Genomic DNA, 17,728 nt, shown 5'->3' on the forward strand with positions numbered 1-17,728 from the left:
TAAGGGCAAAAGTCATAATAATAAAGGAGGCAATATGAAAAGCTAATCATTACTTGTTGTGCTTTCTGCTGCACTAAGTACTTCACTCTTTATTCCGGCAGTATATCCAGTATCTGCACAAAGCGGGGAAGGAGTTACGCCAACAATGGAAATAAAGGGTAACAAGAGTACGAAACACAAAGTTCATCCGGTTTTTGCATGGGATCGTCCTGGACCTGTATCTCCTGTTCTTCATCCAGGGTCTGCAGTCGGAGCGGGAATGGTTCAGCAGCAGCTTGATAAAATTGATTTAATTATGGAGGACATGATAGCAGATGGAGTTATGCCCGGTGCTGTGGCTTTTGTAGCAAGAAGGGGACATATTGTAAAACATGATGCATATGGATATGCCTACCGTTATACGGATGATAAATTTACCGAAGCTGAAAATCCAGTTGAAATGACGGAAGATTCGATTTTCGACCTAGCTTCCATCAGTAAAATATTTACAACTACAGCTGCAATGATGTTATACGATGAAGGTTCCTTTCAGCTCGATGATCCTGTAGCAAAATATATTCCTGAGTTTGCCGAGAACGACAAGGAAAATGTTACTATTCGCCAGCTGATGACCCATACTTCAGGATTTGCCGCATGGATTCCGTTACATTCCCAGGGCAGCAGCCGTGAAGATCGCATGCAGATCGTTTTTAAGTATCCTTTAGCCAATGAACCAGGCGAAGCGTATACATACAGCGACTTGAACATGATTACGCTTGGTGCACTAGTGGAACGTTTATCGGGGCAAAGGCTTGATGAATTTGTGAAAGAGCATATTACAGAGCCGCTTGGCATGAGCGATACGATGTATAACCCGCCTGATTCCTTGAAGCACCGTATTGCTGCAACAGAATATCAGCCTGCTATCAACCGGGGACTTGTATGGGGGGAAGTTCATGATGAGAATGCCTGGTCACTTGGTGGTGTGGCAGGCCATGCAGGCGTCTTTTCAACAGCCGCAGATCTTGCGAAATTCGCCCATATGTATGTGAATGACGGCCGATACGGAGGCAAGCAAATTCTAAAAGAAAAAACCGTAAAAGTGCTTGTTGAAAATCAGATCCCGCAATTCCCTGGCGACGACCACGGACTTGGCTGGGAGCTCGGTCAGGGATGGTTTATGGATGCACTATCTGAGGGGAATTCACTTGGGCACACTGGCTATACGGGAACTTCCATCGTTATTAATCGAAATAACGGAACAATTGCCATTCTCCTGACAAACCGTGTACATCCATCACGTAATACGGTAACAACCAATATTGCCAGAAGAGACTTTGCAAGGCAGGTTGCTGATTCGATTCCTGTTTCAATCCCTGGAAAAGGCGATGCCTGGTTCTCTGGATATGGAGATAAAGCGCAGCATAATTTGACTGCAAAAGTGGATGTAGCAGATGATGCAGTTCTGTCCTTCAATACATGGTACAGAACTGAAGCTAATTTTGACAAGGCCTATGTGGAGGTTTCTGAGGATGGCGTTAATTGGACTCAAGCAGCCCAGCCATTCACAGGCAGCAGTGTCGATTGGAATAATGAAGAAGTTGAAATTCCTGCTGGAACAACACATATTCGATTCCGATATCAGACAGACAGCACTGTAAATGGAAGGGGCTGGTATGTAGATAATGTGAAGTTAAAGCTTTCTAATAACGAAACAATTGAACCAGATTTTACAGGTGAGGGCTGGCAAAAAAGAAATTACTAGTTTTCCATCATTTGGAGAAAGTAAGCATAAGCGCATTAGGAAAATATGCAGTTAGGACGGTGTAAAAAATGAAGAAAGCGCGAAAAGTATTTTTCCTTTCTCTTCTCACATTAACCTTGGCAGTATCCCAGCTTTGGATCGGAGCTCCCGCGCAAAAGGCAGTCGCTGAAAGTGCAGTCAAGGATTTAATTATCCTGCAAAATGTTTCACAAGCTGTTACGGACGCCAATGGCGGGGATATTCAATTTAACGCCCTTCACGTTTTTGAAGGAGGGCATTTCATGGGTGTTTCTTCCGGAATGGAGTGGAGGTCTTCCAATAAAAACGTCGCAAAAGTGGACCAGAACGGAAAAGTGGCACTTACTGGACAAAAGGGCAGAACTTTTATCAGTGTAACAGATGGTCAATTTACAGACCGGATTGCCATTGATTATAAAGTGGACTCAAAGGAAAAAGGCGAGGGAAAGCCAGCTTCCAAAGCGGAGGTTATCAAGGAGCAGGGAGATCGTTATGATGTCATTGGCCACGCAATCAGAAACCTTACAATTGAAGAAAAAGTTGGCCAAATGCTGATGCCAGATTTCCGCAATTGGAATGGCGAAAACGTAATAGAAATGCTTCCTGAAATTGAGCAGCATGTAAAAGACTATCATCTGGGCGGAGTTATTTTATTCCGTGAAAATGTTGTGACAACAGAACAGACAGCCACTCTAGTTTCGGAATACCAGGAGGCTGCTGAAAAGTTCGGGCTGTTAATGACAATTGACCAGGAAGGCGGAATCGTTACACGTCTTCAATCAGGGACTGATATGCCTGGAAATATGGCTTTAGGGGCAACACGTTCCGAAGAAATTTCCCGCAAAGTCGGTAAGGCAATTGGAGAAGAGTTGGCGTCACTTGGAATTAACATGAACTTTGCTCCAGTAATGGACGTTAATAATAATCCGGATAACCCGGTAATTGGTGTTCGCTCCTTCGGGGAAAATCCTGAGCTAGTGGCAAAAATGGGAGTAGCCTACACAGAAGGACTGCAATCAGCAGGCGTAGCGGCAACAGCCAAGCATTTTCCGGGGCACGGAGATACAGCAGTAGATTCACATTTGGGCTTGCCTGAAGTGCCGCACGATAAAGAACGTCTAAAAGAGGTTGAATTGTATCCTTTCCAAAAGGGAATGGAAGCGGGAATCGATGCCATTATGACTGCACATGTTACTTTTCCTAAAATTGATGATACAAAAGCGATCTCGCAAAAAACAGGAGAAGAGATCGCAATTCCAGCAACACTTTCTTATAAAGTGCTGACCGAGCTTATGAGAGAAGAAATGGGCTATGAAGGTGTCATTACAACAGATGCGATGAATATGAAAGCCATTGCAGATCACTTTGGACCAGTTGACGCAGCTATCCGAGCAGTTAAAGCCGGTACTGATATTGTGCTAATGCCGGTTGGTCTGGAGGAAGTTGCAGGAGGTTTATTGAACGCTGTTGAAAGTGGAGAAATCTCTAAGGAACGCATTGAAGCATCTGTTGAAAGAATTTTAACATTGAAAGTAAAGCGCGGGATTATTAAAGAAGAAATACCTCAGCCGATAGATGAGAAAATAGCTAATGCACTTGAGATTGTAGGATCAGAAAACCATAAACAAGTAGAAAAAGAGGCGGCAGAGAGGTCAGTTACACTAGTGAAAAATGAAGGTGCAGCATTGCCTTTAAAGGTTGAAAATGATGATAAGATTGTTGTCGTAGGCAACAGCTTTATTGAAGACCTGGGTAATGCAGTAAAAGAAATTTATGGAAATACAGATGTAATTCAACCGGTTAATAATGAATTGACCGCAGATCAGCTGGGACAAATCAAGGATGCCAGCGCAGTAATCGTTGGATCCTACACCTTTAATGTATCCGGGCGTTCGCCGGACAGCGCTCAGATGCAAATGATTAACTCGATCATTACTGCAGCAGACGCTCCAGTTATTGCTGTCGGCATCCGCAATCCATATGACATTATGGCCTATCCGGAAGTTGATGCTTACCTCGCACAATACGGATTTAGAACAGCGAGCTTTGAAGCAACTGCAGCATCCATTTTCGGTAAAAATAACCCTTCCGGTAAGTTGCCAGTTACAATTCCAGGCGTTGAAGGCAATGTTTTATATGAATTTGGGCATGGTTTGAGCTATTAAGCAGGTTTTGTTGTACGAAAGATCAATTGATAAGTGCTTCGCATGGAAGATACCAACGAAATAATGTATCAACGATAAAGGCACGTTTATCAACGAAATTTTCAATATATCCACGAATTTGGGTAATCTTTCAACGAAACGGTCCGGACAAGTTTCTCTGGGCTTTGTCCGGCTTCGTTTTCAAACAGGGAGGGAAATCTAATGAAAAAGTGGTTTATGTCTTTTTTGACAATGATTCTAGTACTCTCTTCTTTATCCGTTGTGCTCGCAAAAAATGGAAATGGCGAAGCAAATGGCAAGGACAAAAAGTTCGAATTGGGTGTGGAAGTGCTATTAAATGAGCAAAAGCATCTAATTGAAGGGAAAAGGGTCGGCCTGATTACGAATCCAACTGGCGTTGATCAGGAGCTAAACAGCATTGTGGATCTTTTGCACAATGATCCTGATGCTGAATTGACCGCTTTATATGGACCAGAGCATGGAGTCCGTGGAAGCGCTCAGGCAGGGGAGTATGTTGAATACTATATCGATGAAAAAACCGGCCTGCCTGTTTACAGCTTATATGGACAAACTAAGAAGCCAACGCCAGAAATGCTTGAAAATGTCGATGTCCTTCTATTTGATATCCAGGATGTAGGAACGCGTTTTTACACATATATTTACACAATGGCTTATGCCATGGAAGCTGCCAAGGAAAATAATATTCCATTCATCGTGCTGGACCGCCCAAATCCCCAAGGCGGAGCAAAGGTTGAAGGGCCTGTTTTGGATATGAAATATTCTTCATTCGTAGGTAATTATGCGATTCCGCTTCGCCATGGGATGACTGTTGGTGAACTTGCGAAGTTATTTAATGAAGAATTCGGAATTGGGGCCGATTTGACTGTTGTAGAAATGAACGGCTGGAAGCGCAATATGTATTACGATGACACCCAGCTACCATTTGTCATGCCTTCTCCCAATATGCCAACGTTAGAAACGGCTTTGGTTTATCCGGGTGCGGCCTTAATTGAAGGAACGAATGTATCTGAAGGACGTGGAACGACTAAGCCTTTTGAATTAATCGGTGCTCCATTTATTAATGCAGATGACTTGTCAGCACACTTGAACAGTCTTAAATTGCCAGGTGTAACATTTAGGGCTGCTTCATTTACACCGTTCTTTTCAAAGCACTCTGGAAAGCTTTCTCATGGTATCCAGATTCATATTACAAATCGTAATTCCTTTATGCCTGTAGAAACGGGGCTTCATATCGTAAAGTCGATTCATGATATGTATCCGGAAGACTTCCAATTCCGTGCAGAAAACAGTGCAGGCATTTCCTTCTTTGATAACCTGATGGGCAACGGCTGGGTCCGTGAAGCGATAGAAGAAGGAAAATCAGTAGAAGAAATCTCTGCACAATGGCAGGAAGAACTGAATCAATTCAATCAAACACGCGAGCAATATCTTCTCTACTAAACTAGCAATCCGAAAAAAGAACTTGGTGGCAAACGCCCCCAAGTTCTTTTACATTTTACTGGAATCTTTCGACAAAATTCGGGTGGTACCTGGTACTAAAAAGGAATGCATGTTCATATTTATTATTAAATTGAGAAAGAGAGAGGTGTTTGGGATGTTGGGGTTTTTGCAGAAGATTGGTAAGTCTTTGATGCTTCCGATTGCGATTATGCCGGCGGCTGCGCTTTTGCTGAGGTTGGGGCAGGATGATCTTTTGGGGATTCCGTTTATCTCTGCAGCAGGTAATGCAGTTTTTGGTCATTTGGCCCTGTTGTTTGCAATTGGTATTGCAATTGGTTTCTCGAAGGATAGCAATGGAGCAGCAGCGCTTGCCGGAGCGGTTGGCTATTTTGTTTTAACGGAAGGTGCCGCTGCCATAAATGAAACGATTAATATGGGCGTTTTTGGCGGCATCATTTCCGGTATTATTGCAGGGCTATTATACAATAAATATCATGATATTAAACTGCCGGATTGGCTGGGGTTCTTCGGAGGAAAGCGGTTTGTCCCTATTGTAACATCACTTGTTATGCTTGTTATTGCGTTCCTGTTCGGCTATGTATGGCCTCCGGTCCAGGCAGGCATCAACAGTGTCGGTGATTGGATTATTGGGGCAGGTGCTGCGGGTGTAGGTGTCTTTGGATTCTTGAACCGTCTATTAATTCCGATTGGCCTTCATCATATTTTAAATACACTCGTATGGTTTGAGTTTGGCGAATTTACAAATGCAGCTGGTGATGTCATTAAAGGTGATCTATGGCGTTTCCTCGCAAAAGATCCATCCGCCGGAATTTTCATGGCTGGATTCTTCCCAATCATGATGTTCGGGTTGCCTGGAGCAGCGTTTGCGATGATTGCCGCAGCTAAAAAGGAGCGAAGAAAGGCAATGGCCGGGGCGCTTGCCGGTCTTGCCTTTACTTCTTTCCTGACAGGCATCACAGAACCGATTGAATTCTTATTTATGTTCTTATCACCTGTTTTATATTTCATTCATGCAATTTTAACAGGACTCGCAATGTCTATTGCCTATGTTCTGGATATACACCACGGCTTTGGGTTCTCAGCAGGCGCGATAGATTACTTCTTGAACTTTGGTATTGCCCAGAAGCCGGTACTGCTGGCAGGTATAGGATTCATCTATGCACTTCTGTATTTTGTTATCTTCTTCTTCCTGATTATAAAATTAAACTTGAAAACCCCAGGACGTGAAGATGAGGTTGAAGGTGAATTTGAAGACAATTTTTCTATTAAAGGAAATTATGCTGAAGCAGCAAATCGTTACCTTGATGCATTAGGAGGAAAAGAGAATCTTATTGAAGTCGATAACTGTGTAACCCGGCTTCGATTGAAAGTAAAAGATATGTCATTAATAGACGAAGCTCGATTAAAACAGCTTGGCTCAAAAGGCGTAATAAAACTGAGTAAAACTGACCTTCAAGTGATAGTAGGGACTGATGTGGAGTTTCTATCCAATGAATTGAAAAAGAAATAAATGATAAGCTGGCTCTTTATCAAAGGAGCCAGCTTTTTTGTGGTTAAATACAAGTGATACCTAAGAGTGTTCATTACCAACAAACATACGCAATAAAGGTAATTAGTTAGTTTCGGTCTTTGAAATAGAGTGTTAGACATAGTTACCAAATCCTAATTTGTTTTCCGGTAGTCTCACAGTTTTTCCAAAGGATCTTATGGTTTTCCCTGCATACTAAGAAATGAACCCAAGGACAAGGCCCTTTTTCCTGAACTATGACGTTCGTTTACGCATGTCCAATTTTCAAACATAACATAACAAGGTAAGGGTTTCCTTATTAATTGATTGTAAAGGGGGGAATGACCAATGGTAGGACCTTTAACGGCTTTACTTGTTATTTTTTTGGCTTTTGTTTTGTTTTTTGCCAGTATTTGTGTACCTTCATTAGAAGATGACATTCAAGAAAAAATTTGCAGGCTTTTGGGATGCACTCCAACGAATGGATAGAAAAGAGCTGAACAAAGCTTGACTAAAAACCCTGGTATACAACACCAGGGTTTATCTTTTAGGCAATCCCCCAAATTCTTTATCCTTGGATGTTTGTACATATCCATACTGCCATTGCTTCATAGAATGTTAATTAGGAAGGGGGAAGGAATATGGAAGAAAAAAATAAGGAACAACTGAATACATTCGAAAATGATGCTTTTAAAAAAATGGCCGAAAACTTAATTAAGGAAGAAGACCTTGACTTTGGCTCAATCTTTAAAATGGCCAATAACCTTCTAAAAGATGATTCTCTTATGGAATTAGTTGAAGAAATCGGCAAGACATCTATGCAAGCTGAAGATAATGCTGATGAAGAATTATCTAATGAAGGTGGTAAAGGCCAAGATAGTGAATTTGAGGCATTAAAAAAAGATATAGCAGCATTAAAGGCGGAGTTGAAAAATACTAATAGGGAAGTAGCCGAATTAAAGAAAGAAAATGCTTCACTGTTACGCCTTTATCTAAAAGTGTTAAATGCAGCAAACAATGATTTTAAAAAAAGTGTTAGTCTTATAACAGGTTTTAGCAAGCTTCTAAAATAGCTGCCAAAAAGCATTACTTTAACGAGTAGTGCTTTTTTTGTATTCAGAACGGTTTGTTAGTGATAGACCTGCTCACTAAAAAAACATTAAAATAATATTAAAATCTATTGAAAGACGGTGAGCCATTTGGAAGATAAAGCAGCATTATTGGCCCAGCAGCAGCTGGATGCCTATAATCAGCAGAATATTGAGGAGTTTTTGGAAGTATACAGTGAGGATGTTGTAGTCATGCACTTTCCTGGCGACGAGATAGTATATACAGGGAAAAATAAAATGAGGGAAAGATACAGCCAGTTGTTCAGAAATAACCCAAACCAGCATGCTGAGCTGCTTTCCAGAATGGTAAAAGGCAATATTGTTATTGATCATGAGTATGTTACAGGACGATCGAACGGGCCTGAAATAAAAGCAATAGCGATGTATGAAACATGGGATAATAAAATCCAAAAAGTCTGGTTCGTAAAATAAAATACTGTGAATTAAAAAGTTCGGGCAGCGATAAAAAAGGTATTGTGATTTTAGTGAAAATCATTGATAATCTTTTAAAGATAGAGTGATACTCATCTATAAACTTTGCTGATGAGGGGGAGTACATTGAAAATTCGTGTTTCCGCTGTGCAGTATCATCTGCACACCATTCGTTCATTTGAAGACTTTGCTAAACAGTGTGAGCATTATATTAAAACAGCCCAGGAATTCGGGTCGGAATTTGTTTTGTTTCCGGAATTTTTTACAACACAGCTTCTGTCAATTGGGAGCGAGCAGGGAACATGCCTGACGATTAACGAATTGCCTGGTTTTACTGATCAATATCGAACACTTTTCTCTACTTTTGCTAAAGACACAAATATGCATATCATTGGCGGTACTCACGTGATTAACAGGGATGGCCGCTTATATAATGTTGCCCATTTATTTTATCCGGACGGAAGGATTGAAGAGCAGGCCAAGCTGCATATAACGCCAACTGAGGTTCATGAGTGGAATATGTCTCCTGGTGAAGGGCTGCAGGTATTTGATACTGAAAAAGGCAGAATTGCTGTTCTGACTTGCTATGACATTGAGTTTCCTGAAATCGTCCGCATGGCTAAGGCAAAAGGTGCAGACGTTATATTCTGTCCTTCTTGCACAGATGATCGACATGGATTCCATCGGGTCCGCTACACAAGCCACGCTCGTGCGATTGAAAACCAGGTATATGTAGTAGTGACCGGTACAATCGGATCTCTCCCGACAGTTGACTTCATGCGTGCCAATTTCGGCCAGGCTGCAGTCATAACGCCCAATGATATTCCTTTCCCGCCTAAAGGGATTATGGTGGAAGGCGAGCTGAATGACGATATGATTGTAACAGCTGACTTGGATTTAAGTCTTTTATACGAAGTGCGTGAGCAGGGGTCTGTAACGACCTGGCGTGACCGCAGAACCGATTTGTACACAGACTGGGAAAAAGAGAATATTGAAGGTTAAATAATGGCATACAGAAGCGATTTCTATGTTTATGATACTGAAAAGCCGGTGCCTGTTACCATTCGGAACTATACAAAGGCAGACTTTGGAGAGTTGATTAAGATTCAGTCTGATTGTTTTCCACCGCCCTTTCCATCTGAGCTTTGGTGGAATAAGGAACAGCTGACAAATCATATTGAGTTATTCCCTGAAGGTGCATTATGCATTGAAGTGGATGGCGAATTAGCAGGATCGTTGACAGGTCTGATTGTTGACTTTGATCCTTTGCATCCACACCATTCTTGGGAGGAAATAACCGATAATGGGTATATCCGCAACCACAATCCGGGTGGAAATACTTTATATATTGTTGATATTAGTGTGCGCCCGAAATATCGTAAGCTCGGATTAGGTAAACTGATGATGCAGGCTATGTATCAGGTTGTTATTCAACTGGGGCTGGCTAGGCTGCTTGGAGGCGGCAGGATGCCTGGGTATCATAAAGCAGCGAAGGAAATGTCAGCCGAGAAATATTTGCAAAAAATAATTGCAGGAGAGAAGAAAGATCCGGTAATCACTTTTTTGTTAAGATGCGGGAGAACACCTATGGCTGTTGTAGAAAATTATTTAGAAGATGAGGAGTCACTTAACTGCGGAGTTTTAATGGAATGGAAAAACCCATTTAAGCAATGAGTGGCTTTGTCCGCCGTGAAGTTTTGTCACACCTGGGATATAAAAAGCTTGGTTTTCCATATATCCATCCTTCATGGGAAAATGGTGGTGAAGCGGTTAAAGGTCTTGATTTTTGTTTTATGCCTTTTGATGAAAATGTTAGTGATGTCTCTTCGGAATAAGTAGTTAATTTCCTAACTAAGTACTATTCTGTACTTTCAACGAAGCCACAGGAATCCGATCACAAGCCCTTGTATTCAAGGGCTATTTATTTTGCAATGTTTAGCCTGACCAAGGGAAAGGTAAAGGAAACAAAATTGCTGTATGAATGAAAGAGAGGGATATAAGATGGTTTTAAAAAGAATTATAAAAGCATTTATTGTAAAGAATGGTGTTACTTTGGTAAAAAGGTACGTCGTCCCGGCTGTAAAAAGAAAGCTTAAAAGCAAAAGATAAATATATGGCATCTTCCATAAAGGAAGGTGCTTTTTTATTTAGTAAGGGTCTAAAGCTATAAAGGTAAACCAGTTATCCGTAGTGAAAACTTCATATATTTTAAAATTTACTGGTTCAATAGAAAGATAAAAAGCTTGTCTATTTATGTAGAAACATTAGGAAATATTGGTTATATGAAAAGTTCTGAATTTTCATTAATATTAAGACTACACTATTTCGGGTCACTTAATTTATAGGAGTCCTAAATAGATCATGATTTGACTACATAGGTGATTATTGATTTCTAATTAAGGGAGGAATTACATTGAAAAAGAGAATTTTAGTTCATACTGCATTGGCAGGTGCTTTAGTTTTTTCGGCAGGAGGAGCCTCAGTTTCAGCTCATGATGAACTAGGCGGAGGGGCAGAAAAAGGTGATAGCCTGGCTGGTGTTGAATTAGCAGTTCCTTTGCTTGAAGGCAGCAAAAATACTGGTAATCTTCAGGAAGTGGCTGCTGTTCCGCTTAAGGAATTACGTGAAGGTGTAAAAAACTCAACAGGTGATGTATATGCTCACAAAGGTTATGCATATTTAGGGACACATTCAGCAAATGGGGGTGCAGGCGGTGTTCGTGTTTTTGATATGAAGGATCCTTCAAACCCAGTAGAGGTTGCTGCATTTGCAAATATCCCTGGAACCTGGCAGGAAAAAGTGATTGTTAAAACAGTCGACACTGAGAATTTCAAAGGTGACTTGGCAGCTGTCAGTGTGCAAAAGCTGGACCGTTTTGATCCTAACTCAAAAGGAGGTTTTGTCTTATATGATGTGACAAATCCCCGGGAGCCGAAGGAGCTTGGTTTTTGGGAAGATACTTCAGGAGCGAGAGGAACTCATGAGCTCTATTTAACAGTTCAGGGAAATAATGTTTATGTGCTGACTGCTAATTGTTATGCTGACTACTACTCGCATGGTGAAAGTATGGATGTTACGATTGTTGATGTGTCCAAGCCAGCAAGTCCGGAAACCATTTATGAATTTAATCCACGCGACTATATTTCCGAAGTAAGTGACGAGAACTACGATGGCTATAATTGGACTGACGAAGAAGGAATTCAGAGAACTGCTTTTGCTCATAGTGTAAAAACAGATGGAACTGGTAAAACAGCTTTCCTCTCTTACTGGGATTTAGGAACGATTATGCTTGACATCAGTGATGCCAAAAATCCGGTCTATCTGGGAAGAACGGACTTTGCCAATGATGTACAAGGCGCGGCACATTCCATGGATTTGGCAAAAGGGGGCACAGTTTTAGTTGAGACCAGAGAAGTTTTCGGGCCAAAAAGGGAAGGCTTTGAGTCAGCATATGGCTATACGATGATTTATGATATTAAAGATAAAACAAATCCAAAGCTTTTAAGCACATTCAGAACAGATTTTACGGAAACGATTCCAGGCGGGGCTACAGTCCATGATCCAAAGGTACAGGGAAACACCCTTTATTTATCTCATTATTCCGGTGGGGTTAGAACAGTTGACATTACTGATCCATCTAATCCGGAAGAAATTGGAGTCTATATCCCTAGCAGATCAAACATTTGGGGAGTTTTTGTAGATCGGAATTATGTGCTGGCATCAGATATGGGTACAGGATTGAAGGTTCTCCAGAAGAACGGCAGCCAATAATCTAGCGAAAAGGGTTTATTATATGGGACTCCTGTTCTTTCACGAAAATCATTTTATAAAAAATGATAAAAAGGGAGGACCATTGGCAAATTCATTTTCATTAGAAAAAGCGAAGGATATACCAAAAACACATCATTTTAACCTATGAGAAGCGTCGGAAAATTATAAGGCAATTGCATAGGAACGTATCCCCTCCTTTTAGTCTTTTTTTATATGAAAACCGGCTGGTTTCTCAGCCGGTTTTTTCATTTGCTTATATATTCTGCGCATATCTTTCATCCGGAATTTTGTTTAGCATTACATAAAGGCTAACTGGTTCATCTCCACTGTTTTTAAAAGAAAACTCTTCCTCACCACTAGCATGTATGACATCTCTTTCAGCAACCTCAGAAGGACTTCCATCAATCGTCAGTGTTCCTTCTCCTTGAAGAACCATCAAATATACTTCAGTACCCGGATGCTTATGGGCAGGAAGCTCCTGACCAGGCATAAAGTTAAGGACGAATACGGTGCTCTCACCCTTTTTAAAAAGAATCCGTTTTGTAAACTGTTTATCGCTATATTCCATTGCAGAGACAATTGATTGTTTCTCCATATTAATAACCTCCAAAAGTTTATTGTCTGCACCTTAATGATAATGAACTTCATTGATCAAGGTGATGATATAAATCACTTCCTTTGCTTTTTATGACAATGCCTAGCCATATTAATCATTATCATCTACTAAAGTTTAACTTTTTTAATCAAGGGTAGTGAAAACCTATGAAACTGATTTTTTGAAAGGATGTTGATTGAGTTGCCAGATTCTCTGAATATAAAAATAAATGGAGTAGAATTGAAGGCAAATCCGGATAAAACCGTTTTGCAATTATTAAATGATAGTTCGATTGAAATTCCACAGGTTTGCTACCACCCGAGCCTGGGTGCAATCGAAACATGTGATACATGCATTGTTTCTGTAAACGGAGAACTGGTGCGTTCCTGTTCTACAAAAATAAAAGATGGGGACGTTATTGATACGATTGATCCTAATGTAAAAGAAGCCCAGACCATCGCCATGGATAAAATTCTCTTTAATCATGAATTATATTGTACAGTTTGTGATTATAACAATGGGGGATGTGAAGTACATAACACCGTTAAAGCAATGAAAATTAACCATCAAAGCATCCCTTTCGATCAAAAACCATATGAAAGAGATGATTCACATCCTTTTTATAGATACGATCCCGACCAGTGCATACTATGCGGCCGATGTGTCGAGGCATGCCAGGATGTCCAGGTCACAGAAACGCTTACGATCGACTGGGAAAGACAGCGCCCAAGAGTCATTTGGGACAATGATGTACCAATCAATGAATCCTCTTGTGTTTCATGTGGACATTGTTCCACCGTTTGCCCATGTAATGCCATGATGGAAAAAGGAATGGAAGGGGAAGCAGGCTTTTTAACAGGCATCGCTAAAAATACGCTGCGCCCAATGATTGAAATCACCAAAAATGTCGAGACTGGCTATGGATCAATCCTGACAATATCTGATATGGAAGCAGCAATGCGTGAGGAAAAAATCAAAAAAACAAAGACTGTCTGCACGTACTGTGGAGTTGGCTGCAGCTTTGACGTGTGGACAAAGGGCCGGGAAATCCTGAAGGTTGAACCTCAGGCTGAAGCGCCTGCAAATGGAATCTCAACTTGTGTGAAAGGGAAATTCGGCTGGGACTTTGTTAACAGTGAGGAACGCTTAACGAAGCCATTAATCCGGGAGGGAGATTCATTCCGGGAAGCTGAATGGGAGGAAGCATTGGATCTGATCGCACGGAAATTCACTGAAATCAGAGAGCAGAACGGACCTGATGCCCTCAGTTTCATTACATCATCAAAATGTACAAATGAAGAATCATACTTAATGCAGAAGCTTGGAAGGGCTGTATTAGGAACAAATAATGTTGATAACTGCTCAAGGTATTGCCAGACACCTGCGACTGTTGGATTATTCCGGACAGTCGGGCATGGGGGAGATGCCGGTTCTATCGAAGATATAAAGAACTCTGAATTGGTGCTTATTATCGGTTCCAACACGTCTGAATCGCATCCTGTATTATCAACCAGAGTGAAACGTTCCCAAAAGCTAAACGGCCAAAAGGTCATCGTTGCTGATTTGAGGGAACATGAAATGGCCGAGCGTTCTGATCTTTTCGTTCGTCCTCGTGCAGGTACCGATATGGTTTGGCTGTCTGCGGTTACAAAATATATTATCGACCAGGGATGGGCAGATGAGAAATTTTTAAAAGAAAAAGTAAATGGATTAGAGGAATTTGTACAAAATCTTGATAAATATACGATCGAATACGCAGAAAAAACAACAGGCATTTCTAAGGGGAATTTAATTAAAATAGCAGAAATGATCCATGAAGCAAATTCAGTTTGCGCATTATGGGCAATGGGGGTTACTCAGCACCTTGGCGGAAGTGATACTAGTACCGCCATTTCCAACCTGCTTCTCGTAACAGGAAATTACGCTAAACCTGGTGCAGGCGCCTATCCTTTAAGGGGCCATAATAATGTCCAAGGTGCAGGAGACTTTGGAAGCAGCCCGGATAACTTGCCGGGATATCAAAAGGTTACAGACCCTGAAGTGAGAAAGAAGTTTGAGAATGCATGGGGAGTGAAGCTGCCAGAACAGGTGGGAATGAACAACCACGAGATGGTAGAGGGTATCCATGAAGGCCAGTTGAAAGCAATGTATTTAAAGGGCGAGGACATGGGCCTTGTTGATTCCAATATCAACTATGTACAAGCTGCTTTTGAAAAACTGGATTTCTTTGTAGTCCAAGACATTTTCCTCTCGCGTACTGCTGAATTTGCGGATGTCGTTCTTCCTGCAAGTCCAAGCCTTGAAAAAGAGGGAACATTCACAAATACAGAAAGAAGAATTCAGCGATTATACCAGGCATTTGAACCGCTTGGAGATTCCAAGCCGGACTGGCAAATAATCATAGAGATTGCCAATCGTCTGGGAGCGGGATGGACATACACTCATCCAGGAGAAATAATGGCTGAAGCAGCTATGCTCATGCCGATATACTCAGGTGTAACATATGAGAGATTGGAAGGATACAAGAGTCTGCAATGGCCAGTTACGGAGGACGGAACAGACAGTCCGCTCTTGTATACAGAAGGCTTTCCATTCCCGGATGGCAAAGCAAGGCTTTACCCTGTCGATTGGACACCTACTCTTGAGTTCCCGATTGAATATGATATTCATGTCAATAATGGCCGCTTGCTCGAGCATTTCCATGAAGGGAATATGACATATAAATCAAAGGGAATCAGCTCAAAAACACCGGAAGTCTTCTTGGAAGTCTCACCTGACCTTGCTGCTGAACGTGGCCTGAAAGATGGGACACTGGTTCGTTTAACCTCTCCATACGGGAATGTTAAAGTAAAATGCCATATAACCGACAGGGTTAAAGGCAAAGAGGTCTATCTGCCGATGAATGATAGAGGAGAAGCAGCAATCAACCTATTGACAAGCAGCTATGCCGATAAAGATACGGATACGCCTGCATACAAGGAAACAAGGGCAAAACTTGAAATTCTAAGTGAAGAAGGAATCAATCCACTTCCAAAAATAAATCACCGCTATGGAAATCCGCAGCCGCAGATCGGTGTCAATGTTCAGAAAAAGTGGGCACGAAAGGATTATATTTTCCCTGGAGATATGGTGAAAAAGGAGCGGAAGCAGCATGGCTAAAGCGATTAATAATATAAAGCGTTTCGAATTAAGTCCCGAGGACAAACGCAAAAAGGACTTGGAAGAAGTCGAAAATGCCCTTATTGATAATAAGGAATCCATTCTCGAACTCCTTTCAGTTGTTAACCATATGCATGATAGAGGTGTTCTTTCCCTATTAAACGGCTTGTTTGGACAGGGAGACAAAGTATTGAACGTGCTTGTAAAAGCGGTAGACAAACCAGAAGCCACAAACACGATTAAAAACCTGCTTCTAATGGTTGGAACACTGGGTACGATAAATGTCCAGCAGCTGGAGCCATTGCTGCTTAAATTAAATTCCGGTATAGCCCGAGTTGCCGAATATAAAGAAACGGATGAAAGAACGAGCTATTTTGATTTAGTAAAAGTATTAAAAGACCCAGAAGTAAACAGGGCTGTCACACTGCTGATTACCTTCCTTAAAGGAATGGGAGAAGATACAAGCGGAATGGAAAGAACGACACAGCTTCCCGAAGACCAGAATCTTCATAAAAGGGAGAATAACGAAAAAGATGTTTCACCAAATAAAAGAGAGTAATATAGCACAAACCAGAGACCTGAGCGGTCTCTGGTTTTTTTAATTAGTCATACAAAATACTTTATTTGGAAGAATAGTGGGTAAATAGACATATTAATTGGTAACATTATCATGAAAATCAAGGAACTAGTAAAATTTTTGTGGAAATATGGAAAATCATGTACTAGAATGTCACTATAGGGAAAAAAGAGTTACATAAAATCTAAAAAGACTAGTTTCTATATAAAAAACATTAAACATACAGCACCATAAGAGAAAGTTTTAGAAAGAGGGTAATTAAGTGGGCATCATAAATGAAGATAGTTTCATTGAAACAGTCCACATGAAGGGTGTGCAAATTTCTCTAATCGCTTCAGGAGATGGTACTGAAATAATATATCACAGACTTGATCCGGACACCCGCTGGGGACTCGAACCTTCAGAAGGTTGGGATGCCTTAGAGTATTTGCATGTCCTTTCTGGAAGTTTGAATTTAAAAACTAAAGTTGGCACAAAAGCGATAAAAGCAGGCGATTCATTTTATAAAAACCCTGTTGATGAACATTATATATTTCAAGCACAAGGAATGACTGAATTCCTATACGTCACATCACAACCTGTTTTTCATCAATATAGTAAAGTTACCAAAGAATTAATGGAATTATCAGTAGCAATAGAACAAAAAGACGGTTATACTGTCGATCATTGTCATCGAATAAATCGTTTATCTATGATGGTCGGGGAAAAGATAGGGTTAAATTCAAAGCAAATGAAAAGTTTGAATATAGCTTCTTTCCTGCATGATGTTGGCAAGTTGAAAATTCCACTTGAGATTCTTCAGAAACCAGAAGCGTTAACATCTGAAGAATGGGATATTATGAAGAAACATTCTTCATACGGGAGAGAAATCCTAGAGGAAATTGGATTACCTTTTTTAGTAGATGCGGGCAAAGTCGTGGAACAACACCATGAAAGGTACGATGGTAAAGGCTATCCTAAAGGGTTAAGTAAGGATGAGATCAGAATAGAATCTTCTATTATATCTGTAGTAGATTCTTTTGACGCAATGACATCTGATAGGGTTTATCGAAAAGGAAGAACAATAGAGGAAGCTTTAAAAGAAATTGTAGACAATAGCGGTAAAATGTATCATCCAAGAATTGTAGAAGTATTTTTATCATTAAAAGATAATATTAGTTAAAAGGGG

14 protein-coding genes and 1 pseudogene are annotated in these 17,728 nt (G+C 40.8%); 14 read left to right on the forward strand and 1 reads right to left on the reverse strand.

The genetic code is table 11. The features are described from left to right. Window positions 1–145 precede the first annotated feature (145 nt). The 11 genes and pseudogenes from AC3ZVC_RS13720 to AC3ZVC_RS13770 all read left to right on the forward strand — a co-directional run bounded on the left by AC3ZVC_RS13720 (window position 146) and on the right by AC3ZVC_RS13770 (window position 12,229). Window positions 146–1,744: a serine hydrolase domain-containing protein gene (locus AC3ZVC_RS13720; RefSeq protein ID WP_490063793.1), complete on the forward strand. Its 1,599-nt coding sequence runs from the start codon at window positions 146–148 to the stop codon at window positions 1,742–1,744. Between the two features lie 68 nt (window positions 1,745–1,812). Further along, the gene (locus tag AC3ZVC_RS13725) at window positions 1,813–3,927 is read left to right on the forward strand and encodes a glycoside hydrolase family 3 protein (protein ID WP_490063794.1); all 2,115 of its coding nucleotides are present in this window, start codon (window positions 1,813–1,815) and stop codon (window positions 3,925–3,927) included. A gap of 201 nt (window positions 3,928–4,128) precedes the next feature. After that, on the forward strand, window positions 4,129–5,388 hold the full coding sequence (locus AC3ZVC_RS13730) for an exo-beta-N-acetylmuramidase NamZ family protein (RefSeq protein WP_490063795.1): 1,260 nt from the start codon (window positions 4,129–4,131) through the stop codon (window positions 5,386–5,388). Window positions 5,389–5,542: 154 nt separating this feature from the next. Continuing rightward, window positions 5,543–6,919, forward strand: a complete 1,377-nt coding sequence (nagE, locus tag AC3ZVC_RS13735; protein ID WP_490063796.1) for an N-acetylglucosamine-specific PTS transporter subunit IIBC — start codon at window positions 5,543–5,545, stop codon at window positions 6,917–6,919. Window positions 6,920–7,264: 345 nt separating this feature from the next. Continuing rightward, the gene (locus AC3ZVC_RS13740) at window positions 7,265–7,405 is read left to right on the forward strand and encodes a hypothetical protein (RefSeq protein WP_490063797.1); all 141 of its coding nucleotides are present in this window, start codon (window positions 7,265–7,267) and stop codon (window positions 7,403–7,405) included. 152 nt (window positions 7,406–7,557) lie between these two features. Next, entirely contained in the window at window positions 7,558–7,989 is a 432-nt protein-coding gene (locus AC3ZVC_RS13745; RefSeq protein WP_490063798.1) for a hypothetical protein, read from the forward strand. A gap of 126 nt (window positions 7,990–8,115) precedes the next feature. Beyond that, entirely contained in the window at window positions 8,116–8,457 is a 342-nt protein-coding gene (locus tag AC3ZVC_RS13750) for a nuclear transport factor 2 family protein (protein ID WP_490063799.1), read from the forward strand. Between the two features lie 126 nt (window positions 8,458–8,583). After that, a complete protein-coding gene (locus tag AC3ZVC_RS13755; RefSeq protein ID WP_490063800.1) occupies window positions 8,584–9,459 on the forward strand; it encodes a carbon-nitrogen hydrolase family protein in 876 nt (291 codons plus the stop codon). Window positions 9,460–9,462: 3 nt separating this feature from the next. Then, window positions 9,463–10,131 (forward strand): GNAT family N-acetyltransferase, encoded by a 669-nt coding sequence (locus AC3ZVC_RS13760; protein ID WP_490063801.1) that lies wholly within the window; start codon window positions 9,463–9,465, stop codon window positions 10,129–10,131. Then, window positions 10,128–10,289: pseudogene (locus tag AC3ZVC_RS13765) on the forward strand (GNAT family N-acetyltransferase); the annotation flags it as partial. The gene AC3ZVC_RS13760 and the pseudogene AC3ZVC_RS13765, both read left to right, overlap by 4 nt. Before the next feature lie 581 nt (window positions 10,290–10,870). Then, the gene (locus tag AC3ZVC_RS13770; RefSeq protein ID WP_490063802.1) at window positions 10,871–12,229 is read left to right on the forward strand and encodes an LVIVD repeat-containing protein; all 1,359 of its coding nucleotides are present in this window, start codon (window positions 10,871–10,873) and stop codon (window positions 12,227–12,229) included. A gap of 253 nt (window positions 12,230–12,482) precedes the next feature. Here AC3ZVC_RS13770 and AC3ZVC_RS13775 read toward each other — a convergent pair whose 3' ends face one another. Further along, window positions 12,483–12,824, reverse strand: coding sequence for a cupin domain-containing protein (locus tag AC3ZVC_RS13775; RefSeq protein WP_490063804.1), 342 nt, complete (start codon window positions 12,822–12,824; stop codon window positions 12,483–12,485). A gap of 189 nt (window positions 12,825–13,013) precedes the next feature. Here AC3ZVC_RS13775 and fdhF point away from each other — a divergent pair, with 189 nt between their 5' ends. The 3 genes from fdhF (at window position 13,014) to AC3ZVC_RS13790 (ending at window position 17,722) form a co-directional block, all read left to right on the forward strand. Then, entirely contained in the window at window positions 13,014–15,983 is a 2,970-nt protein-coding gene (gene fdhF / locus AC3ZVC_RS13780; protein ID WP_490063806.1) for a formate dehydrogenase subunit alpha, read from the forward strand. Beyond that, window positions 15,976–16,542 (forward strand): helical membrane plugin domain-containing protein, encoded by a 567-nt coding sequence (locus AC3ZVC_RS13785; RefSeq protein WP_490063807.1) that lies wholly within the window; start codon window positions 15,976–15,978, stop codon window positions 16,540–16,542. The genes fdhF and AC3ZVC_RS13785 overlap by 8 nt, the downstream gene beginning before the upstream one ends. Before the next feature lie 280 nt (window positions 16,543–16,822). Further along, entirely contained in the window at window positions 16,823–17,722 is a 900-nt protein-coding gene (locus AC3ZVC_RS13790) for an HD-GYP domain-containing protein (RefSeq protein ID WP_490063808.1), read from the forward strand. Window positions 17,723–17,728: the final 6 nt, after the last annotated feature.

The organism is Cytobacillus sp. C11.1 (assembly GCF_058145115.1).

Bases quoted from the DNA above. Each gene is read 5' to 3' on its own strand.
- AC3ZVC_RS13720 (WP_490063793.1), top strand. From the start codon at position 146: ATGGAAATAAAGGGTAACAAGAGTACGAAACACAAAGTTCATCCGGTT.
- AC3ZVC_RS13725 (WP_490063794.1), top strand. From the start codon at position 1,813: ATGAAGAAAGCGCGAAAAGTATTTTTCCTTTCTCTTCTCACATTAACC.
- AC3ZVC_RS13730 (WP_490063795.1), top strand. From the start codon at position 4,129: ATGAAAAAGTGGTTTATGTCTTTTTTGACAATGATTCTAGTACTCTCT.
- nagE (WP_490063796.1), top strand. From the start codon at position 5,543: ATGTTGGGGTTTTTGCAGAAGATTGGTAAGTCTTTGATGCTTCCGATT.
- AC3ZVC_RS13740 (WP_490063797.1), top strand. From the start codon at position 7,265: ATGGTAGGACCTTTAACGGCTTTACTTGTTATTTTTTTGGCTTTTGTT.
- AC3ZVC_RS13745 (WP_490063798.1), top strand. From the start codon at position 7,558: ATGGAAGAAAAAAATAAGGAACAACTGAATACATTCGAAAATGATGCT.
- AC3ZVC_RS13760 (WP_490063801.1), top strand. From the start codon at position 9,463: ATGGCATACAGAAGCGATTTCTATGTTTATGATACTGAAAAGCCGGTG.
- AC3ZVC_RS13775 (WP_490063804.1), bottom strand. From the start codon at position 12,824: ATGGAGAAACAATCAATTGTCTCTGCAATGGAATATAGCGATAAACAG.
- fdhF (WP_490063806.1), top strand. From the start codon at position 13,014: ATGTTGATTGAGTTGCCAGATTCTCTGAATATAAAAATAAATGGAGTA.
- AC3ZVC_RS13785 (WP_490063807.1), top strand. From the start codon at position 15,976: ATGGCTAAAGCGATTAATAATATAAAGCGTTTCGAATTAAGTCCCGAG.